This window comes from Bacteroides sp. HF-162 (genome assembly GCF_015679285.1).
In the GTDB taxonomy this organism is placed as follows: domain Bacteria; phylum Bacteroidota; class Bacteroidia; order Bacteroidales; family Bacteroidaceae; genus Bacteroides; species Bacteroides uniformis.
Genome location: NZ_CP064937.1, coordinates 3748401 through 3770276, shown reverse-complemented (window position 1 = coordinate 3770276; position 21876 = coordinate 3748401). Strand labels below are relative to the sequence as shown.

Genomic DNA, 21876 nt, shown 5'->3' with positions numbered 1-21876 from the left:
GAATGCGAACACGATATGAATATCTTCTTTTCTTTATACTTTGTACGGACAAAAGGGGTATTTTATAAAGCCCGCCCTTTGTAAACGTTTGACTGGGACAATGGAACCAGGACTCCGTTCAGCGTCAGGGTATTCGAATTGAAGTTCGGGCTGATTCTTGCCGATGCATTATTGCCGCCGTTGGTCAGTGTGATATACACTTGTGCGGATATTCCGATGCCTTGTACGCTGAAGCTGCAATTCACGTTTCCCTTTTTGTCGGTCGTGATTTTCATTTCCTTTCTGCTGCCGTCCACTGTGATGCCGCCTATTCCGTTGGGGCCTGCAAGGGCATTGTTGGCAGCTATTTGTACGGATGCGTGTTCACCGTCCATCAGAACGAAGTTTGTTGTCGATGAAACAAATGCGCTCCGTCCTCTCTTGAACACCAGCTGGTCTGCTTCCAATACAAACTTGCCCTCTTTCAATGCCTGGACGGCAATGGCATAGTTCCTTTCATTTTCCGCTTTTTCGCGTGCTTTCTGGGCTTCGCGTTGGGCTTTACGCTCTGCTTGGCGTGTTTCGCTGCTACTCTGTGCATACATCAGGGTCGATGCACTTACCAACACCAGTGTGATTAATGTAATGATTCGTTTCATAATTGTTCTTTGTTATTTAGTTAAGACCTTCTGGTTAATTAACAAATGAAAAACCAAAAAGATGCAGCTTGAATCTTAAATAAGCGTAAGACTTAACACTTCTTGGGTTTTGTTGGAAGTTTGTATTAAATTTCTTCCAAGGCATAATACTGGTAGTCCCGGAGAATGGTTTGAAGAAAGTTTTCCGGGTTACCGTCATGAGGAGTGATGGAGAGAAGTACCTGCACTTTTTTCGCAAGGGAGGCAATGTGTCGTGTACGGTCTTTCTTACCCGATTGCAGGGTCCGAGTAATGACGTTGATTTGCTCCAATGACAAGTCGGAAGCTTGTGGATAGGTAGGCCGGTAGTCTTTGGTCAGGTAGTCGAACTCATCGAGGCTGACGTGTATCTTGCGGTAATTCTTTTCCTTGATTACCATGGTGCCGGCAGCAAGGTCGCCCATTCGCTGGCTGTTTTTGGTCAAAAGGACGACCAGAAGTCCCAGGCCACCGGTCACCGGTCCGTCGATAGGAAAGAGAAGCCATCGGAGCAGGTACGAGCCTATACCGGGCGTGGAACCGTCTGCTTTTACGACACGGATGTTCATCAGCCGCTTGCCGAGACTTTGTCCCTGGTTGAACATTTCGCAGAGAAATGCGTAAAACAAGACCGGCAGGTAGACGATAGCGAGGAAGAAAAGCATCGTGAAATCAGAGGGCAGATGAATCCGTGAAAACAAGGCCAAAGTAGAAAATACATAGAATCCGAGCAGAATATAGTCTATGACCAGTGCAATGAGCCGTTCACCGATACTGGCAGGCGTTTGACTGATGCGGACAAACTGCCCGGTGATAATTGTAGATTCTGCCATTCCTGATAAAACATTTTTAGTATTTCATTGCAAATATATCATTATTCTCTTATTTTTGTTACCGATTTCAGACAAAACTTCTCTGAAATATTCATGGGGTATGAAAGAAGTGACGTTTATCCGGCGGAACATCGAAAAATGGAAACAAGCAGAAAAAATAGTGGAGCAGGCGGACAGTCTGTCTCCCGATGAGCTTGCCGACGCATATACGGAGCTTACGGCAGACCTGGCTTTTGCCCAAACGCATTTCCCCGCTTCCCGCATCACTATCTATCTGAACAATCTTGCCTCGGCATTGCACAACCGCATTTATAGAAACAAGCGCGAGAAATGGTCAAGAATTATCACCTACTGGACCCGTGAAGTGCCTTCGGCCATGCACGATGCACGCCGTGAGTTAGTGGCTTCCTTCATTATATTTGTGGTCAGCGCATTGATAGGAGTGGTATCTGCTGCCGGAGACCCCGATTTTGTGCGTTTGATTTTAGGAAACTCTTATGTGGATATGACTTTGAACAATATCGCTAATGGTGAACCCATGGCTGTATATAACGGTTCCTCCGAGTTCCCCATGTTTCTGAGTATCACGCTGAACAATATCATGGTCTCCTTCAACTGCTTTGCCATGGGGCTGCTGACCAGTTTTGGCACCGGATACATGCTCCTTAACAATGGCATCATGATAGGGGCTTTCCAAACCTTCTTTTATCAGCACGACTTGCTTTGGGAGTCCTCCCTTGCCATTTGGCTGCACGGGACACTCGAAATCTGGGCGATTATTGTAGCCGGTGCCGCCGGTCTTGCCCTGGGCAACGGATGGCTCTTTCCCGGAACCTATTCAAGGCTGGAATCTTTCAAACGGGGAGCCAAAAAAGGACTGAAAATAGTGGTGGGTACGGTACCCGTATTCATCATGGCAGGATTTATAGAAGGATTTGTTACCCGTCATACCGAACTTTCGGATGCTTTGAGGTTCGGCTTTATTCTACTTTCTTTGTCGTTTATCTTTTTTTATTATATTTATTTACCTAACAGAAAGAAGCATGGAAGCACAGAAACCTAAAATCGCACTGTATGTACAACGTTCTTTTGGAGAGAAACTAACTGCTACCTTTGATTTTATCAAAGAGAACTGGAAGCCGTTGATGAAATTCACTACATATCTGATGTTGCCGCTTTGCCTGCTTCAGGGGCTGAGCCTGAACGGGCTGATGAGCGGTACAATGGTTTTGGGTGATATGACCGGAGGCTCGTTCGACTCTTCTGTTGTCGGAGCGTCCATCATGGCGCTGGTGACTTATTACAGTCTGTATGCCGTTCTATATCTGCTGGGAACTGTCATGCTGACCTCTTTGGTCTACGCATTGGTCCGTACTTACAATGAACGGGAAGAACGCTTGGAGGGAGTGACGTTAGGGATGCTGAAGCCCTTGTTGTTCCGTAATGTCAGAAGGGTATTTCTGATAATGATTGTCAGTGTGCTTTTGGTGCTGTTTGTAGGGCTTATTGTTGGTTTTATAGCCACCATCATTCCGTTTATAGCGCTTGCGTTCTTGTTCGTTCTGCTTGTTGTGGTGGTGTCTGTGCCACTGGCTATTTGGGCTCCAGTCTATCTGTTCGAAGATATCTATATCATAGATGCCTTGAAGAAGGCCTACCGACTGGGTTTCGCTACCTGGGGAGGTATCGTACTGATTTCCATTGTTATGGGATTCATCGCCGCCATCTTGCAAGGAGTGACGATGATTCCATGGTATATCGGGACCATTGTGAAATATATCTTTGCAATGACTGATGCAGGTGGCGGTGCCACTGTATCGGCAGCCTATAGCTTTGTGCTTTATCTGCTGGCGGTGGTCCAGGTATTCGGCGTTTATATGTCCATGATTTTCTCATTGCTGGGACTGGCTTATCAATACGGTCATGCTTCGGAAAAGATAGATTATGTGATGGTAGAGAGTGATATTGACAATTTTGATAAACTCTGATAACGGACTATGAATATGGTTCCGGCTGATACACTGGTTTGTGATACTGCACAGATTGCCGTTTGGCAGTCCGACCCGGCGTTTGCTTACAGCCGTGAGCTGATAGCTCCCGAAATTAATGTACTTGAGTGGTTCAGCAGATGGTTCGGCAAGCTGCTGGACAAGATATTCGGGAATACGTTGGTGGCAGAATATTCGGAGGTCGTGTTGATATGCATTGCCATTCTTATCCTTGTATTGGTCATCTGGTTTGTGTACAAGAAGCGTCCGGAACTGTTCATGCATTCGCGCAAGAGTACCCTGCCCTATACAGTGGGGGAGGATACCATCTATGGAGTGGATTTTGCGGAGGGAATTGCCGATGCGCTTGTCCGGACGGATTATCGGGAGGCGGTGCGTTTGCTCTATCTGCAGACGCTGAAACAGCTCAGCGACGGAAAACGTATAGACTGGCAGTTATATAAAACGCCTACACAATATATCTATGAAGTCCGTCTGCCAGCTTTCCGCCAAATGACCAGCCATTTTCTACGGGTACGTTACGGAAATTTTGAAGCGACCGAAACATTGTTCCATGCGATGCGGGATTTGCAGAAAGAAGTGGAGAAAGGAGGGATGGCATGAAGGGGAACCATTGGTTTATAGCCGGTATCATTGCTTTTCTGGTGTTGATGTTTGCGATAGAGTGCCGTCTGCCGAAGAAGTTTGTCTGGAACCCTACGTTCAGCCATTATGACAAGCAACCGTTCGGCTGTGCCGTGTTCGATAGCCTGGTGTCTTCATCGTTGCCGAAGGGATATTCGTTGTCGAGAAAGACTTTTTATGAGCTGGAGCAGGAAGATACGACGCTTCGCCGCGGAATACTGGTTGTTACCGATAACCTGCATCTGACGGATGTAGATGTGGAGGCGATGTTGAAGATGGCGGGACGGGGAGACCGGATTATGCTGGCGGGGAGCTCTTTCAGCCGTATTTTGAAAGATACGCTGGGATTTGAGTGCAGCTATTCCTATTTCAGTCCGTCGGCTTTGAAAAAATATGCCACTGCATTGCTCTCGAAAGACAGTTTGTGCTGGGTGGGGGATTCGGCGGTTTATCCGCAGCAGACTTTCTGTTTCTATCCCCAACTTTGCCAGTCTTATTTCTTTGCAGATTCCATTTCTTGTAAAGTGTTGGCGGAAAAAACTGTTACCGGAGAAGCTGCTCATCCGGTTGCCATGTCAGTTTCTTGGGGAAAGGGGGAGGTTATACTGGCTTCCACTCCCCTGCTTTTTACGAACTATGGTGTGCTGGATGGGAAGAATGCGGCTTATCTTTTTCGTATATTGTCCCAAATGGGTGGATTTCCCATTGTCCGTACCGAAGGCTATATGAAAGAAACAGCCCAGGCACAGATGTCTCCTTTTCGCTATTTCCTTTCGCAGCCTCCGCTTCGCTGGGCATTGTACTTGAGTATGGTTTCCATCCTGCTCTTTATGATATTTACAGCCCGTAGGAAGCAGCGTGCCATTCCCGTTATCCGCGAACCGGAGAATAAGTCTTTGGAGTTTGCAGAGTTGATAGGTACCCTTTATTATCAGAAGAAGGACCATGCTGACTTAGTCCGCAAGAAATATCTCTATTTTGCGGAGGAACTGAGGAGGGAAATGCAAGTGGATGTGGAGGAAGTGGCAGAGGATGAGCGCTCTTTCGGCAGGATTGCCCGGAAGACGGGTATGGAAGCGGGGGAAATTGCCACATTCATCCGCGAGGTGAGGCCGGTGGTGTACGGAGGGCGCAGCATCTCTGAGGAGGAGATGAAACGGCTTGTCGATAAAATGAATGAAATAATCAATCATATATAAAGAAGATATTTATGGAAGAGAACACAGAAAAACGGGTGGACTTGACTCTCTTTTCCGAGAAGATACAAGCGTTGAAGGACCGGATTGCTACGGTCATAGTGGGGCAGGAGCAGATAGTGGACCTGGTACTGACGGCTGTCCTGGCAAACGGCCATGTGTTGCTGGAGGGAGTGCCGGGGGTGGCAAAGACGCTGCTTGCCCGTCTGGTTGCCCGTTTGATTAAGGCGGATTTCAGCCGCATTCAGTTTACTCCGGACTTGATGCCGAGTGACGTGTTGGGGACTACGGTCTTCAACATGAAAACCAATGACTTTGACTTCCATCAAGGACCGGTATTTGCCGACATCGTGCTGGTGGACGAGATAAACCGTGCTCCTGCCAAGACGCAAGCCGCCTTGTTTGAGGTTATGGAAGAACGGCAGGTCAGCATTGACGGCACCACGCATCAAATGGGAGAACTTTATACGATTCTGGCAACCCAGAATCCGGTGGAACAGGAGGGTACTTATAAATTGCCCGAAGCGCAATTGGACCGTTTTTTGATGAAGATAACCATGGGATACCCTTCGTTGGAGGAGGAGGTGGATATTCTGGAGCTTCACCACACGAATGCTTCGCTGGTGAAGCTGGATAGTCTGACGCCTGTCCTTACAAAGGAAGAACTGCTGTCATTGCGCAGGCTGATGGAGCAGGTGTTTGTGGATCGTACACTGCTTCAATACATCGCGCTGATAGTGCAACAGACGCGTACCAGCAAAGCTGTGTATTTAGGAGCCTCTCCACGTGCATCTGTGGCAATGATGCAGGCTTCGAAGGCGTATGCACTGTTGCAAGGACGTGATTTCGTGACACCGGAGGACATAAAGTTCGTTGCTCCGTATGTACTTCAGCACCGCCTGATATTGACGGCAGAAGCCGAGATGGAAGGTTATTCACCGGTAAAAGTGACGCAACGTCTGATTGATAAAGTGGAAGTTCCGAAATGAGACTGGGCCGCCGCTTCTATATGACTCTTGTGCTGATTATCCTGCTGATGGGTATCGGGTATGCTTTTGCTCCGTTCTTTACAATCGGGCAGTGGGCGCTGTTTGTCCTGGCCTTGTCGGTGCTGGTGGATGGGGTTATGCTCTATCGCGTTCGTGGCATCCGGGCTTTCCGTCAGTGCGCTACCCGTTTCTCCAACGGAGATGAGAACGCTGTGAACATACGTGTGGAGAGCAGTTATCCGTATCCGGTAGCTGTGGAAGTGGTGGATGAGATTCCTTTTGAATTCCAGTTGCGGAATGTTGATTTCAGGATGAAGCTCCGGGCGAGTGAGGGCAGGACGATTACCTATCATCTGCGTCCCACGCGGCGGGGGATTTACTCTTTCGGACGGATTCGGGTGTTTGTGGCAGGCAGGATGGGACTGCTTTCCCGCAGATATACTTGCGGTGCTCCTCAGGATGTCAAGGTATATCCGTCCTATCTGATGCTTCATCGGTATGAGCTGCTGGCCATCAGTGACAACCTGACCGAGCTGGGGATAAAGCGCATCCGCAGGGTGGGGCATCATACGGAGTTCGAACAGATAAAGGAGTATGTGAAAGGGGATGATTACCGCACGATAAACTGGAAGGCGAGTGCCCGGCGGCACGAACTCATGGTCAATGTCTATCAAGACGAACGTTCCCAGCAAATCTATAATGTGATAGACAAGGGGCGGGTTATGCAGCAGGCATTTCGCGGAATGACTTTGCTCGACTATGCAATCAACGCCTCCCTTGTCCTTTCATACGTTGCCATGCGGAAGGAGGATAAAGCCGGACTGGTGACGTTTAACGAGCACTTTGATACATTTATCCCCGCTTCCCGACAGCCCGGACAAATGCAGGCGTTATTGGAGAACCTTTACAGCCAGCAGACTACTTTTGGGGAGACCGACTTTTCCTCATTGTGCGTACACTTGAACAAGCATGTCAACAAACGGAGCCTTTTGGTGCTGTACACCAACTTTTCCGGTATAAGCAGCCTGAACCGCCAACTGGCTTATCTACAGCAGTTGAACCGTCAGCACCGGTTGCTTGTCATCTTCTTTGAAGATACCGATTTGGAAGAGTACATCGCCACGCCTGTAAAAGATACGGAAGGTTATTACCGTCATGTCATTGCCGAGAAATTTGTATTTGAGAAGCGGTTGATTGTTTCCACCTTGAAGCAGCACGGCATCTGTTCTTTACTGATTACACCGGAGAATCTTTCTGTCGATGTGATAAACAAGTATCTGGAGATGAAGTCACGTAACCAGATATAAAGACAGTAACTAAGGTTATATAATCCGTAATAAGGGTAGTGAAAGTATCCGGATTTTCCTCTAATTTTGTAATTGGGATATTGTGAACGTTTGGAAAACATATCCTTAACGATTTTAGATATCTGAAGTTGCAATAATTGAGAATGGCTTTATAGGTGATGAAAGACAATACATTGGACATAAAGACTGTATGTGAGTGTAACCGGTGTTTGGGATGCAAAACGCTGCATCCCCAGGTAAGCATTATTAATCTGGAAAATCCTAATGTGTATCAGGATGCCGTGAAGTTTGAGTTCTATGCTATCCTGCTGATAGAGGATTGTGAAGGGGGATGCGACTGTTGCGGGCGGAAATATTATGATTATTCCAATGCTACGATGGTATTTCTTACTCCCGGCGAGATATTCCGGATGAACAAGAATAATACGCTTCCGGACAAAGGCTGGCTGCTGGCATTTCATCCCGATTTATTGCTTTGTACTACGTTAAAGAATCATATCGACAACTATACTTTCTTTTTCTACCGCAAAGAGGAGGCGTTGCATCTGTCACAGCGCGAAACGGCCAAAGTGACGTGTTGCTTTGAGAATATCGAGGATGAACTTCATCATTCCATTGATACGCATAGCAATACCATCTTGTCCCGTCACATCGAATTGCTGCTGGATTATTGCTCACGTTACTATGAGCGGCAATTCATCACCCGTGAGAATAAGAACAAGATGATTCTGGGGAAAATGGAAGGGATATTGGACGAATATATCACTTCCGGAAAGTTGCAGGAGGGGAAGCTGCCCACTTCCGGATGCTGTGCCGGAAGACTGAATCTTTCGACGGCTTACTTTGATGATTTGCTGAGGTTTGAAACCGGCAAGACATTGGCTGAACATTTCCAGCTCAAATGCTTGTACACGGCCAGGAAGATGTTGTCGGAAGGCGGTAATACACCTGCTGCCGTAGCGCGTCGGCTGGGCTATCCGAGTGTGCAATATTTCAGTCTGGTGTTTAAGAAAGCAACGGGAGTTGCACCGAATGAACATAGATATTCACAAAATTGAGATGAGGGAAATATATATAATTTATTAGACCAAAATATTTTATAATGGAGACCAAAGCTATATTTTTAGATGTAGACGGAACATTGGTGAGTTTCGACACTCACCGCGTTCCGCAGTCGGCTATCGAAGCGTTGCAGCAAGTTCATGAATCCGATATAAAAATCATAATAGCAACTGGGAGGGCGTTTACCGATCTTCACGAACTTGAAGAGATTCCATACGATGCAGTGATAGCTTTGAATGGGTCCGATTGTGTACTGAGAGATGGCACTCCTATATCTCGTAAACAGATTCCCGAAAAGGATTTTCAGAGGGTACTGGTATTGGCTCAACATTATGGGTTTGCTCTGGCTATCGAAACGAATAAAGGTATTTTTGTCAACGAACTCAATCCGACCGTCGTCGAATTGGCCAGGCTGGTCAATCACCCTACACCGCCGGTGGCAGACATTGAAAAGGAATTTATGGGAGGCGAATGTTGTCAGTTATGCATATATTGTGATGAAGAAATGGAAAAAGAAGTTATGGCACAACTTCCCGGACTTTCTGTTTCCAGATGGAACCCTTTCTTTGCGGATGTCAATGTGACGGGAGTAAACAAGGCTATGGGTATCAATGAGTTTGCTTCCTATTATGGATTTGATGTTTCAGGAACCATCGCTTTTGGTGATGGCGGGAATGATATTTCCATGATTCGTGCAGCCGGGATGGGAATAGCTATGGGAGGAGCTTCCGAGGCTGTGAAAAGCGTTGCCGATTATATAACGGAGACGGTGGATGAGCATGGTATCCGGAACGCTCTGGTTCATTTTGGTATTGTGGAATAAAAATCGGCTGTCAAAACTTATAAAAACTATAGTCAGTGAATATTATGCTTTTAGAAAAACTGCTTAAAGAATTTAATTTTAGCATCAATACTTTTAATTTGGAGGAATCTAAGTTATTTGACCGATATTTTGAGCGGATATTGATTAGTAAAGATACATTTTTGATTAAGGAAGGAGAAATAGAAAGATATAGTTATTTCGTTTATGATGGGATGTTACGTTGTTGGCTTTTGAATCATAAAGGGGAAGAGCAGATTTTTTGGTTTTGTAAAGAAGGTACGTTTTCAATGTCGAACATATCTTTTACCTTACAAACAAAATCTGCATTTAATGTGCAGACAATTGTAGATAGCGTTATTTACCGAATAGACAAGAAGCGAGTAGATGAACTGTATACTGCTATTCCTAAGGTGAAAACTGTATTTGAAGATTTGAATGCTATACTACTGAATAAACTCTTGAAAAGAAATATCGACCTGATTAAATATTCTCCTGAACAGTATTATCTACAGATGATTGAAGAATATGGCATTACATTAAACTATATACCACTCAAAGATATAGCTTCTTATTTGGGTATCACGCCGCAAGCACTAAGCAGAATCCGTAAACGTATTTTTTAACCTGGGTTCAGTGCATTGAATGTATAAGTTCCGAACTTTGCGGCTTTAAATAGCAATTACAATTATGATTAGAAAAATTAAAGTTACGGATTATCCACGTTTGATAGAAATTTGGGAAAGTGCAGTATTGAGTACACATGATTTTCTTAAAGAGGAAGATTTTCTATACTATAAGGAACAGCTTCCGGTATATTTTCAGTATGTCACTCTATTCGGATTTGAACAGGAGGGAATCTTAATCGGATTTATGGGAATTGCAGAAGGAAATCTTGAAATGTTGTTTATTGACAATAATTATCGAAGCATAGGAATTGGGAAAAAACTGGTTACTTATGCCATAAATCATTTGCAGGTAACGAAAGTCGATGTGAACGAGCAGAATATTCAAGCTGTCGGTTTTTATAAATATATAGGCTTTAACGTATACAAAAGGTCCGATTTGGACGGAGAAGGTAAAGAGTATCCTATTTTACACATGCAGTTGTAGCCCGCATCCAATTTTAAATAAAGATGTAATTGACAGCACTACTTTTTCTTTTCATTTACAGATTTAATTTCTGATAGTAAGAACTTAACGATGCTTTTTTACCCTAATATCTATTAACGCCGATTTAGGGCTTATTCTTCACTTTCTTCGTACAAATACTGCATTTAAGGGGGCAATCCCGTTGCATGCAGTGTCGGAAGTGTGGCTTTTACTCTCCGGATGTGGGTACTTTTTCCCTTGATGTTCTATGTGTAATGTGGAGAAGCTTGATGTATAATTCCCAAATCCTTATCATAAAACCTCCGTGATAAAAAGTATGGGATATTATGGATTCTGCCTATATCTTCTTCAGGTCTTACCCTTATCCAGGGGGCGATCTATCCATTCATTGCTGCTCAGTTTCTTATTCTTGCGATGTAAATCTGAGAAGGCTGAAACCCGAAAGTTGCTTGTGCACCGGATATTTCGACTTCCCATTTTTGTCGGAAGAATAATAAAGTAAACCTCTGAAATTTAATAATTTCAGAGGTTTACTTTATTATTCGCGGTGCGTACGGGACTCGAACCCGTGACCCCATGCGTGACAGGCATGTATTCTAACCAACTGAACTAACGCACCATTATTTCATTTTTTTTGTAGCTATCTCTCTCGATTGCGGTTGCAAAGGTAGGCATTTCTTTGATATCTGCAATAGCTATGACGAATTTTTTTTCAAGCGTTTTGTGCTGTATTTGCTTTATATCCTCATATTGAGAAGATTGTAAAAATGAGAGAAAAGTAAATTTAACAACTGTTTAGAAATTTGTTTATGCACTGTTTTGTTCTTGATATGAAAATCTCTCCTGGAGAAAACGAAACATTTCGGAGCTTGTTTTAAACTTCTTGCTCGAAAAGTTCTTTGTTTTGCAATAAATCGTTATTTTTGCGAACTCAAAACGAGAATGTTGTAATTTGAAAAATGATAAAAAACATTTTAGGATGATGAAAACAGCCAAACTGTTGCTGCACTGCCCTGACAAACCTGGCATATTGGCAGAAGTAACAGACTTTATAACGGTGAACAAAGGTAATATTATCTATCTAGATCAGTATGTAGACCATGTAGAGAATATCTTTTTCATGCGTATAGAATGGGAATTGAAGGATTTTCTGGTACCTCAAGAAAAGATTGAAGATTATTTTGCCACCTTGTATGCACAGAAGTATGAGATGAATTTTCGTCTCTATTTCTCCGATACAAAACCGCGCATGGCTATCTTTGTCTCGAAGATGTCCCATTGCTTGTTCGACTTGCTGGCGCGTTATACTGCCGGTGAGTGGAACGTAGAGATACCTCTTATCATAAGCAATCATCCTGATTTGCAGCATGTGGCAGAGCGTTTCGGTATTCCTTTCCATCTTTTCCCCATCACCAAAGAGACAAAGGAAGAACAAGAGAAGAAGGAAATGGAGCTACTGGCAGAACATAAGATAACTTTCATAGTGCTGGCACGCTACATGCAGGTCATTTCCGAGCAAATGATAAATGCTTATCCTAATAGGATAATCAATATCCATCATTCTTTCCTTCCGGCATTTGTAGGAGCGAAGCCCTATCATGCTGCGTTTGAACGTGGAGTGAAGATTATTGGAGCCACCAGCCACTATGTTACCACAGAGTTGGATGCCGGTCCTATCATAGAGCAGGATGTGGTGCGTATTACACACAAGGACACTGTGCAAGATTTGGTGAACAAGGGCAAGGACTTGGAAAAGATTGTACTTTCCCGTGCTGTTCAGAAGCATATTGAACGCAAGGTGTTGGCATATAGGAATAAAACAGTAATATTTAATTAGTTGATAATTGATGGTGTGGAACCAGTCATTACCTTTCAATTATCACCTTTCAATTGTCAATTCTCAATAAAAAATGAAGGTTGCAGTTATCAAATATAATGCAGGCAATATCCGTTCGGTGGATTATGCTTTGAAACGCCTGGGAGTAGAGGCAGTGATTACAGCGGATGAGGCTGTGCTACGTGCTGCCGATAAGGTTATCTTTCCCGGTGTGGGAGAGGCGGAAACCACTATGGACTTTTTGCGTGCCAGTGGTATGGATAGGTTGATAAAGGAATTACGCCAGCCGGTATTGGGCATTTGTCTGGGCATGCAGTTGATGTGCCGTCATTCTGAAGAGGGGGATGTGGATTGTCTGGGTATTTTTGATACTGATGTGAAACGTTTCATTTCTCAGAGGCACGAGGATAAAGTGCCTCATATGGGATGGAATACCATTGCTCGGATAAATAGTGGCCTTTTTAAAGGCTTTACTAAAGAAGAGTTTGTCTATTTCGTACATAGTTTCTATGTGCCTGTCAGTGATTGTACGGCAGCCGTGACGGATTATATTCATCCGTTCAGTGCCGCTTTGCATAAAGACAATTACTACGCCACACAGTTCCATCCGGAAAAGAGTGGAAGTGTGGGAGAGCGTATTTTGCGGAATTTCCTGGAACTGTAAATCGCCAAATCGTAAATGAAATGATAGAACTGATTCCCGCTATTGATATTATTGACGGAAAATGTGTACGCCTTTCCCAAGGCAATTATGACAGCAAGAAGGTGTACAATGAAAATCCCGTGGAAGTGGCCTTGGAACTGGAGGCTCATGGTATCCGCAGACTTCATGTGGTCGATTTGGACGGTGCGGTTTCCCATCATGTGGTAAACTACCGCACGTTGGAACAGATAGCTGTGCGTACGTCTCTTATTATAGATTTTGGAGGTGGGGTAAAGAGTGATGAAGATTTGGTGATAGCTTTTGAGAACGGTGCGCAGATGGTGACTGGCGGCAGCATTGCTGTGAAGAATCCCGAATTGTTCTGCAAATGGCTTCAAATGTATGGCTCTGAGAAAATTATTCTTGGCGCTGATGTGAAAGAGCATAAAATAGCCGTCAATGGTTGGAAGGATGAGAGTGGTTGCGAACTGTTTCCGTTCTTGAAAGACTATGTGGAGAAGGGGGTTCATAAGGTTATCTGTACTGATATCAGTTGTGATGGAATGCTGCAAGGACCATCGATAGCGCTGTATAAGGAGATATTGGAGCACCGCCCTGAACTCTATTTGATAGCCAGTGGAGGAGTAAGTTGTGCTGATGATATCCGCCAGCTGGAAACTGCCGGTATACCTGCCGTTATTTTCGGTAAGGCTCTGTACGAAGGTCGCATTACCTTCAAAGAGCTGGAAAACTTTGTTGGTTGAAAGGTGAAAATTGAAAATTAAAAATTAATCACTTATAACTTATAACTCATAACTCATAACTCAAACCGCCGTGTTAGCAAAAAGAATCATTCCTTGCCTCGACATAAAAGATGGGCAGACCGTGAAAGGTGTCAATTTTGTGAACCTCCGCCAGGCAGGTGACCCGGTAGAACTGGCGCGTGCTTATAGTGAGCAGGGTGCCGACGAACTGGTTTTTCTCGACATCACAGCCAGTTTTGAAGGTCGTAAGACTTTCACAGAATTGGTGAAACGCATAGCTGCGAATATCAGTATTCCTTTTACTGTAGGTGGAGGCATTCATGAACTGGGTGACGTGGATAGGCTACTGAATGCAGGTGCCGATAAAATCTCCATCAATTCCTCTGCTATCCGCCGTCCCGGATTGATAGACGAGATTGCGAAGAACTTCGGTTCGCAGGTTTGTGTACTGGCAGTTGATGCCAAACAGACTGAGAAGGGATGGTGGTGTTACTTGAACGGTGGCCGTGTGGAAACGGATAAGGAACTGTTTGCGTGGACAAAAGAAGCCCAGGAACGTGGTGCGGGCGAGATATTGTTCACTAGCATGAATCACGACGGTGTCAAGACTGGTTATGCCAATGAAGCGCTTTCCAGCCTTGCCGACAATTTGTCCATCCCTATCATTGCATCGGGGGGAGCAGGTGTCAAAGAGCATTTTCGTGATGTCTTTTTGCAGGGAAAAGCAGATGCTGCTCTGGCAGCCAGTGTTTTTCATTTCGGAGAAATCAAAATTCCCGAATTAAAATCGTACCTTTGTGCCCAAGGAATTGCGATGAGAGGATGAAGGTGAGTTTACGATTGGACGATTTACGATTTACGATTGGGATTACTCAAGCAAATCATAAGTCTCCAGTCACTTAAAATAATTCAATCGTAAATAGTAAATAGCTAAATCGTAAATAAAATGGATTTTGACAAGATGAACGGACTTGTTCCGGCGATTATACAAGATGCAGATACCGCTAAGGTGCTGATGCTTGGCTTTATGAATAAGGAGGCTTATGACAAGACGGTGGAAACCGGAAAGGTGACTTTCTTCAGTCGTACCAAGAACCGTCTTTGGACGAAAGGCGAGGAGAGTGGTAACTTCCTGAATGTGGTTTCCATGAAGGAAGACTGTGACCGGGATACGTTACTGGTGCAGGTACATCCCGTAGGCTCGGTTTGCCATACCGGTGCAGATACTTGCTGGGGTGAGAAGAACGAACAACCTGTTATGTTCTTGAAGCTTCTTCAGGATTTTATCTGTAAGCGTTATGATGAGATGCCCGAAGGTTCCTATACGACTAGTCTTTTCCAGTCCGGTGTCAACAAAATGGCACAGAAGGTAGGCGAAGAGGCTGTGGAAACTGTCATTGAGGCTTGCAACGGTACGGACGAACGCCTGATTTATGAAGGAGCTGATTTGTTGTATCACCTCATCGTGCTACTCACATCCAAAGGATACCGCATTGAAGACCTTGCGCGTGAATTGGAGGAACGTCACAGTGCGACGTGGAAGAAACACTAAACAATTAAAAATTAACAATTAAAAATTAAAATAGGGGTGGGCGAGGCGCTGATAAGATATACGGACGTAGAGATACACCAGCAGGAGTTGTGCGTACTGAACGGTGTGAATTTGGAACTTCACAAAGGGGAGTTCGTGTACTTGGTAGGTAAAGTGGGTTCTGGCAAGACGAGCCTGCTCAAGACTTTCTATGGTGAACTGGATATTGCATCGGGCAAGGCTGAGGTATTGGGGTATGACATGCTCCATATTAAGCGTAAGCACATCCCACAGTTGCGCCGCAAACTGGGAATCGTATTCCAGGACTTCCAGTTGCTGACAGACCGTACGGTGTACGACAATCTTGAATTTGTTCTCCGTGCTACCGGTTGGAAGAGCAAAGGGGAGATTAAGGACAAAATAGAAGAGGTGCTGAACCTGGTGGGGATGAGCAACAAAGGGTATAAGTTGCCCAATGAACTGTCGGGCGGTGAGCAGCAGCGCATTGTGATTGCGCGTGCAGTTCTCAACTCTCCGGAGATAATCCTTGCGGATGAACCTACCGGAAACCTGGATTCGGAAACCGGACATGTTATTGCAGAGTTTCTGCACGGCATCAGTGAAGCCGGCGCACTGGTGGTGATGACCACGCACAACTTGCAGTTGCTGCGAGAGTTTCCCGGTAAGGTGTACCGGTGCGCAGACCACCTGATGACTGATGTTACGGCAGAATACGCCCCTACAATAACCAATGATTAGTAGTTATCTCTGACTACTGATTCTTATAAAGAACAGAAATTAACGATAGAGCTCCGTAGCTGCCTACTTGTAGCTCGTAGCTTGTAACTATAAACTAATTAATACAGAAACGAAAATGAAAGTTTTAAAGTTTGGAGGTACTTCAGTAGGTTCGGCTCAGCGAATGAAGGAAGTGGCCAAATTGATTACCGATGGTGAACGTAAGATTGTGGTTCTCTCTGCCATGTCGGGTACCACAAACACATTGGTTGAGATTTCGGACTATCTGTACAAGAAGAATCCGGAAGGTGCCAACGAGATTATCAACAAGCTGGAAAGTAAATATCGCCAGCACATTGATGAACTTTTTGCTACTCCGGAGTATAAACAGAAAGGCTTGGAGCTCATCAAATCTCATTTTGACTATATCCGTTCTTATACCAAAGACCTCTTCACTCTGTTTGAGGAGAAGGTGGTGTTGGCTCAGGGCGAGTTGATTTCCACCGCCATGATGAATTACTATCTGCAGGAATGCGGTGTGAAGTCTGTGTTGCTTCCGGCTTTAGAATACATGCGTACGGATAAGAATGCCGAACCCGATCCGGTCTATATCAAGGATAAGCTTCAGATTCAGCTGGAATTACATCCGGATGCTGAGATTTATATTACTCAGGGGTATATCTGCCGTAACGCCTACGGAGAGATAGACAATCTGCAGCGTGGCGGAAGCGACTATACGGCTTCGCTGATCGGTGCTGCCATCAACGCTTCTGAAATTCAGATTTGGACGGATATCGACGGCATGCACAACAATGATCCCCGTATTGTGGACAAAACTGCGCCGGTGCGTCATCTGCACTTCGAAGAGGCCGCAGAGCTGGCATATTTTGGTGCCAAGATTCTGCACCCCACCTGCATTCAGCCTGCCAAGTATGCCAATATTCCCGTCCGTCTGCTCAATACGATGGACCCCACTGCTCCGGGTACACTGATTTCTAACGATACGGAGAAGGGTAAGATTAAGGCGGTGGCTGCCAAGGACAACATTACGGCTATCAAGATAAAGTCCAGCCGCATGTTGCTTGCTCACGGATTCTTGCGTAAGGTTTTCGAGATATTCGAGAGCTACCAGACTTCCATTGATATGATTTGTACCTCAGAAGTGGGTGTGTCCGTATCTATCGACAATGTGAAGCATCTTAATGAAATTCTGGATGACTTGAAGAAGTATGGTACAGTGACGGTGGACAAGGACATGTGTATCATCTGTGTGGTGGGCGATCTCGAATGGGAGAACGTCGGTTTCGAAGCCAAGGCATTGGATGCCATGCGCGACATACCGGTACGTATGATTTCTTTCGGTGGTAGCAACTATAATATTTCTTTCCTCATCCGAGAGTGTGACAAGAAAGTGGCGTTGCAGTCACTCAGCAATGCGCTGTTTAACGGCGAATAAATATTTTTTTAGGGTGTAGATTACGCGGATTGTACGAATTCTTTTTGTTTTTTATCCGTACAATCCGCGTAATCTACGCTCTAAAAAGAGTTGCAAACACTTCTTTCATTTCCTTTTTTAAAACTAAACAAAGATTACAGCTATTATATGAAAGGAACATTTCCCATCAATAAATTCCGCGAATTGCGTACTCCCTTCTATTACTACGATACAAAGGTTTTGCGTGATACGCTTGCCTGCATTCGTACGGAGGCGGCGAAGTATGGTAATTATTCAGTGCATTATGCCGTGAAGGCCAACGCCAATCCCAAAGTGCTTGCCATTATCCGCGAGAATGGTTTGGGTGCCGACTGTGTAAGTGGCGGTGAGATCCGTGCTGCCATCAAAGCCGGTTTTCCCACTGGCAAGATTGTTTTTGCCGGGGTGGGTAAGGCTGATTGGGAAATTAATCTGGGGCTGGATTATGATATTTTCTGCTTTAATGTGGAATCTGTCCCTGAGCTGGAAATTATCAATGAGCTGGCTGCCGCTAAAGGTAAGGTAGCCAATGTGGCTTTCCGTATCAATCCCAATGTAGGTGCCCATACCCATGCCAATATTACCACTGGGCTGGCCGAAAATAAGTTCGGTATCAGTATGCAGGATATGGACCGTGTGATAGACATTGCGCAGAATATGAAGAATCTGAGACTCATCGGACTGCATTTCCATATCGGTTCCCAGATATTGGATATGGGTGATTTCGTGGCTTTGTGTAACCGTGTCAACGAATTACAAGATAAGTTGGAAGCCCGTCATATCCGCATTGAGCACGTCAATGTGGGGGGGGGGCTCGGAATCGACTATGGTCACCCCAACCGTCAGCCGATACCTGACTTTAAAAGCTACTTCGAGACTTACAGCAGCCATTTGAAACTTCGTCCCCATCAGACGCTTCACTTTGAGCTGGGACGTGCGGTAGTGGGACAATGTGGTTCATTGATTTCGCAGGTACTTTATGTGAAGCAGGGTACCAACAAGCAGTTTGCCATCTTGGATGCTGGCATGACGGATTTGATTCGTCCGGCACTCTACCAAGCGTTCCATAAAATAGAGAATATCACTTCGGATGCGCCGGTTCAGGCTTATGATGTAGTAGGACCCATCTGCGAGTCTTCCGATGTATTTGGTAAGGCTATTGATTTGAATGGCGTGAAGCGTGGTGACCTTATCGCCCTCCGTTCGGCAGGGGCTTATGGTGAAATTATGGCTTCGGGCTATAACTGCCGTGAGCTTCCTCAAGGATATACATCGGACGAGCTGGTATAGAGCGGCTGGAGACGTGTTGCATGGATGACGAAGCATTCCAAGACCTTTGTTTTTGTATAAAAAATGTTATTGTGTGAACAACTTTTAAGGTTTCTTGTTACTTTTGTAATGATTTCAATTTTAATAAATACGATTATGATTACAGAAAAATTACAGAATGCAATTAATGAGCAGATTACGGCTGAGATGTGGTCTTCCAATCTTTATTTAGCGATGTCTTTCTATATGGAGAAAGAAGGTTATAACGGTATAGCTGCTTGGTTGAAGAAGCAGGCTTCTGAAGAAAAAGCTCATGCTTGCGAAATGGCTTCTTATATCATCAAGCGTGGCGGTAAGGCTAAATTGGATAAGATTGATGTTGTTCCCAATGATTTTGGTACTCCGTTGGAAGTATTCGAGCAGGTTTATGAACACGAATGCCGTGTTTCAAAGATGATTGATGCATTGGTGGATGTTGCTGCTGCAGAAAAAGATAAGGCTACACAAGATTTCCTTTGGGGATTTGTACGTGAGCAGGTAGAAGAAGAAGCTACTGCTGCTGGTATTGTGGATATGGTGAAGAAAGCTGGTACTACCGGAATCTTCTTTGTTGATGCAAAGTTGGGAGAACGCAAATAAGAAACAACAAAAAATCCCGCGGCTAATCAGTCGTGGGATTTTTTTGTTTGGTTATAACTTATAATTCACTTCAGCACTCCAAGCTCTTTCCCCACCTTAATAAATGCGGCAATACATTTGTCCAGATGTTCCTTTTCGTGTCCGGCAGAAATTTGTACGCGGATGCGTGCCTGGTCTTTGGGCACTACGGGGTAGTAGAAGCCGGTAACGTAGATACCTTCTTCTTGCATGCGGGCGGCATAAATCTGGGAAAGTTTGGCATCATACAGCATGACGGCGCAGATGGCGCTCTGTGTCGGCTTGATGTCGAAGCCAGCGGCAGTCATTTTGTCGCGGAAGTAATTCACGTTTTCCAGCAGTTTGTCATGCAGGGTATTACTCTCTTTAAGCATCTTGAATACCTCGAGACTGGCGCCGATGATACCTGGCGCCAATGAATTGGAAAAGAGGTACGGACGGCTGCGTTGGCGCAGCAGGTCAATGATTTCCTTACGTCCGGTAGTGAATCCTCCCAAAGCGCCGCCAAAGGCTTTGCCCAAAGTTCCAGTGTAGATGTCTACGCGTCCGTAGGTGCCATATTGTTCGCTTACGCCGTGTCCCGTGGGGCCTACCACACCGGCAGAGTGTGATTCGTCCACCATGACCAGCGCGTCGTATTTCTCGGCAAGGTCGCAAATTCGGTCCATCGGGGCAACGTTGCCGTCCATGGAGAATACCCCGTCCGTAACAATGATACGGAAACGCTGTGCTTGGGCTTTCTGCAGGCATTTTTCCAGGTCGGCCATGTCGGCATTGGCGTAGCGATAGCGTTTGGCTTTGCAGAGGCGTACGCCGTCAATGATGGAAGCATGGTTCAGGGAGTCCGAGATGATAGCGTCTTCTTCGGTGAAGAGGGGTTCAAATACCCCGCCATTGGCGTCGAAGCAAGCGGCATAGAGAATGGTGTCTTCAGTCTTGAAGTAGTCGGAGATGGCTGCTTCAAGCTCCTTGTGGATGTCCTGCGTTCCGCAGATGAAACGTACGGACGACATGCCGTATCCACGGTGTTCCATAATCTGCTGGGCGGCGGCAATCAGCCGCGGGTGGTTGGACAGTCCCAGGTAGTTGTTGGCACAGAAGTTCAGTACCTCTTTGCCTTTTACGGTGATGGCAGCTTGTTGTGCACTCTTAATCAGTCGCTCTTCCTTGTAGAGTCCGGCTTCTTTTATTTCAGCAATAGTCTTGCTGAGATGGTCTTTCATTTTACCGTACATAGCATTTTTATTTTTTAGGTAATACGTTGTCGTTACATTTCCCACAAAGAACATCATTTTTCTTGGAATAAACAATAACAATATGGCAGAAATATGAAAAAAAAGTGTGTATATTTGCACCATATATAATAACGAAACCTTATAAATAACTCGTATGAAGAATATTTTGGTAATTGGAGCTACCGGACAGATTGGATCGGAACTCACACTGGAGTTGCGCAAACGTTATGGCGATGACCATGTTGTGGCAGGATACATTCCGAGTGCTATGCCCAAGGGAGAATTGAAAGCATCCGGTCCTTCGGCTATTGCCGATGTGACAGACCGTCAGTCCATCGAGGTGGTGGCGCGTCAGTTCAAGATTGATACAATCTACAACCTGGCTGCCTTGCTCTCGGTAGTTGCCGAAAGCCGTCCGGCCATGGCTTGGAAAATCGGTATCGACGGGTTGTGGAATGTACTTGAAGTGGCGCGCGAGTACAATTGTGCCGTGTTTACCCCGAGTTCCATCGGTTCGTTCGGCGAAGCTACGCCTCACGTGAAGACACCACAGGACACTATCCAGCGTCCGCGTACCATGTATGGCGTGACTAAAGTGACGACTGAATTGTTGAGTGACTATTACTATACAAAATATGGTGTGGATACACGCTCGGTACGTTTTCCGGGAATCATTTCGAACGTGACCCCTCCGGGTGGCGGCACTACGGACTATGCGGTAGATATTTTCTACTCTGCCGTGAAGGGAGAAAAATTCGTATGTCCGGTGAAGGCCGGTACGTATATGGATATGATGTATATGCCTGATGCACTGAATGCGGCCATCTCACTGATGGAAGCAGCACCGGCAAGGCTGAAGCACCGCAACGCCTTCAACATCGCCTCCATGAGTTTTGACCCTGAACAGATTTATCAGGAAATCAAGAAGCATGTGCCTGATTTTGAGATGGTATACGAGATTGATCCGCTGAAGCAGGCCATTGCTGATAGCTGGCCCGACTCTCTGGATGACTCTTGTGCACGCGAGGAATGGGACTGGATGCCGCAGTATGACCTGGAGTCCATGACCGTAGACATGCTTGAGAAATTGAAGGCTAAATTAAATAGGTGACCGTAAGC

General features: G+C 45.3%; 23 protein-coding genes and 1 tRNA gene. 20 read left to right on the top strand and 4 right to left on the bottom strand.

What is annotated here, in order from left to right; translation table 11 throughout:
- Nucleotides 1-62 precede the first annotated feature (62 nt).
- Nucleotides 63-638: a DUF4251 domain-containing protein gene (locus ITJ87_RS15930; RefSeq protein WP_008664890.1), complete on the bottom strand. Its 576-nt coding sequence runs from the start codon at nt 636-638 to the stop codon at nt 63-65.
- A gap of 125 nt (nt 639-763) precedes the next feature.
- Nucleotides 764-1489: an RDD family protein gene (locus ITJ87_RS15925; RefSeq protein WP_117600340.1), complete on the bottom strand. Its 726-nt coding sequence runs from the start codon at nt 1487-1489 to the stop codon at nt 764-766.
- Nucleotides 1490-1589: 100 nt separating this feature from the next.
- Here ITJ87_RS15925 and ITJ87_RS15920 point away from each other — a divergent pair, with 100 nt between their 5' ends.
- From ITJ87_RS15920 to ITJ87_RS15875, 10 genes are all read left to right on the top strand, one after another.
- Nucleotides 1590-2552: a stage II sporulation protein M gene (locus ITJ87_RS15920; RefSeq protein WP_117600339.1), complete on the top strand. Its 963-nt coding sequence runs from the start codon at nt 1590-1592 to the stop codon at nt 2550-2552.
- A complete protein-coding gene (locus ITJ87_RS15915; protein ID WP_117965322.1) occupies nt 2533-3477 on the top strand; it encodes a hypothetical protein in 945 nt (314 codons plus the stop codon). Before ITJ87_RS15920 ends, ITJ87_RS15915 begins: the two co-directional genes overlap by 20 nt.
- Before the next feature lie 9 nt (nt 3478-3486).
- Nucleotides 3487-4101: a DUF4129 domain-containing protein gene (locus ITJ87_RS15910; RefSeq protein ID WP_117689197.1), complete on the top strand. Its 615-nt coding sequence runs from the start codon at nt 3487-3489 to the stop codon at nt 4099-4101.
- Nucleotides 4098-5321, top strand: coding sequence for a DUF4350 domain-containing protein (locus ITJ87_RS15905; RefSeq protein WP_196096291.1), 1224 nt, complete (start codon nt 4098-4100; stop codon nt 5319-5321). The genes ITJ87_RS15910 and ITJ87_RS15905 overlap by 4 nt, the downstream gene beginning before the upstream one ends.
- Nucleotides 5322-5332: 11 nt before the next feature.
- Nucleotides 5333-6307, top strand: a complete 975-nt coding sequence (locus tag ITJ87_RS15900; protein WP_117600335.1) for a MoxR family ATPase — start codon at nt 5333-5335, stop codon at nt 6305-6307.
- A complete protein-coding gene (locus ITJ87_RS15895; RefSeq protein WP_117965318.1) occupies nt 6304-7614 on the top strand; it encodes a DUF58 domain-containing protein in 1311 nt (436 codons plus the stop codon). Before ITJ87_RS15900 ends, ITJ87_RS15895 begins: the two co-directional genes overlap by 4 nt.
- 158 nt (nt 7615-7772) lie before the next feature.
- A complete protein-coding gene (locus ITJ87_RS15890; RefSeq protein ID WP_117965316.1) occupies nt 7773-8672 on the top strand; it encodes an AraC family transcriptional regulator in 900 nt (299 codons plus the stop codon).
- A gap of 44 nt (nt 8673-8716) precedes the next feature.
- A complete protein-coding gene (locus ITJ87_RS15885) occupies nt 8717-9499 on the top strand; it encodes a Cof-type HAD-IIB family hydrolase (RefSeq protein ID WP_117974365.1) in 783 nt (260 codons plus the stop codon).
- A gap of 44 nt (nt 9500-9543) precedes the next feature.
- Nucleotides 9544-10122, top strand: coding sequence for a Crp/Fnr family transcriptional regulator (locus tag ITJ87_RS15880; protein WP_117600331.1), 579 nt, complete (start codon nt 9544-9546; stop codon nt 10120-10122).
- A 64-nt stretch (nt 10123-10186) separates the two neighbouring features.
- Nucleotides 10187-10609 (top strand): GNAT family N-acetyltransferase, encoded by a 423-nt coding sequence (locus ITJ87_RS15875; protein ID WP_117600330.1) that lies wholly within the window; start codon nt 10187-10189, stop codon nt 10607-10609.
- Between the two features lie 545 nt (nt 10610-11154).
- Here ITJ87_RS15875 and ITJ87_RS15870 read toward each other — a convergent pair.
- Nucleotides 11155-11228, bottom strand: a tRNA-Asp gene (locus tag ITJ87_RS15870).
- 360 nt (nt 11229-11588) lie between these two features.
- Here ITJ87_RS15870 and purU point away from each other — a divergent pair.
- The 9 genes from purU to ITJ87_RS15825 all read left to right on the top strand — a co-directional run bounded on the left by purU (nt 11589) and on the right by ITJ87_RS15825 (nt 19504).
- A complete protein-coding gene (gene purU, locus ITJ87_RS15865; protein ID WP_117600329.1) occupies nt 11589-12446 on the top strand; it encodes a formyltetrahydrofolate deformylase in 858 nt (285 codons plus the stop codon).
- 73 nt (nt 12447-12519) lie between these two features.
- Nucleotides 12520-13110 (top strand): imidazole glycerol phosphate synthase subunit HisH, encoded by a 591-nt coding sequence (hisH, locus tag ITJ87_RS15860; protein WP_117965314.1) that lies wholly within the window; start codon nt 12520-12522, stop codon nt 13108-13110.
- Between the two features lie 20 nt (nt 13111-13130).
- Nucleotides 13131-13853 carry a 1-(5-phosphoribosyl)-5-[(5-phosphoribosylamino)methylideneamino]imidazole-4-carboxamide isomerase gene (gene hisA / locus ITJ87_RS15855; protein ID WP_117600327.1) on the top strand — a complete coding sequence of 241 codons (723 nt, stop codon included), beginning with the start codon at nt 13131-13133 and terminating at the stop codon, nt 13851-13853.
- A 70-nt stretch (nt 13854-13923) separates the two neighbouring features.
- On the top strand, nt 13924-14679 hold the full coding sequence (gene hisF, locus ITJ87_RS15850) for an imidazole glycerol phosphate synthase subunit HisF (protein ID WP_117600326.1): 756 nt from the start codon (nt 13924-13926) through the stop codon (nt 14677-14679).
- A 120-nt stretch (nt 14680-14799) separates the two neighbouring features.
- Nucleotides 14800-15405 carry a bifunctional phosphoribosyl-AMP cyclohydrolase/phosphoribosyl-ATP diphosphatase HisIE gene (gene hisIE / locus ITJ87_RS15845; protein ID WP_117600325.1) on the top strand — a complete coding sequence of 202 codons (606 nt, stop codon included), beginning with the start codon at nt 14800-14802 and terminating at the stop codon, nt 15403-15405.
- Between the two features lie 36 nt (nt 15406-15441).
- Nucleotides 15442-16143, top strand: a complete 702-nt coding sequence (locus tag ITJ87_RS15840; protein ID WP_117965313.1) for a cell division ATP-binding protein FtsE — start codon at nt 15442-15444, stop codon at nt 16141-16143.
- A 115-nt stretch (nt 16144-16258) separates the two neighbouring features.
- Nucleotides 16259-17578 (top strand): aspartate kinase, encoded by a 1320-nt coding sequence (locus tag ITJ87_RS15835; protein ID WP_117600323.1) that lies wholly within the window; start codon nt 16259-16261, stop codon nt 17576-17578.
- 147 nt (nt 17579-17725) lie between these two features.
- On the top strand, nt 17726-18886 hold the full coding sequence (lysA, locus tag ITJ87_RS15830) for a diaminopimelate decarboxylase (protein ID WP_117600322.1): 1161 nt from the start codon (nt 17726-17728) through the stop codon (nt 18884-18886).
- Nucleotides 18887-19021: 135 nt separating this feature from the next.
- Nucleotides 19022-19504 carry a ferritin gene (locus tag ITJ87_RS15825; protein WP_117600321.1) on the top strand — a complete coding sequence of 161 codons (483 nt, stop codon included), beginning with the start codon at nt 19022-19024 and terminating at the stop codon, nt 19502-19504.
- 65 nt (nt 19505-19569) lie between these two features.
- On the opposite strand, the gene kbl is transcribed toward ITJ87_RS15825, so the two are convergent.
- Nucleotides 19570-20757, bottom strand: coding sequence for a glycine C-acetyltransferase (kbl, locus tag ITJ87_RS15820; protein ID WP_117965412.1), 1188 nt, complete (start codon nt 20755-20757; stop codon nt 19570-19572).
- A 154-nt stretch (nt 20758-20911) separates the two neighbouring features.
- Here kbl and ITJ87_RS15815 point away from each other — a divergent pair, with 154 nt between their 5' ends.
- Nucleotides 20912-21868, top strand: a complete 957-nt coding sequence (locus tag ITJ87_RS15815) for an NAD-dependent epimerase/dehydratase family protein (RefSeq protein WP_117600320.1) — start codon at nt 20912-20914, stop codon at nt 21866-21868.
- The last annotated feature ends 8 nt before the right edge of the window (nt 21869-21876 follow it).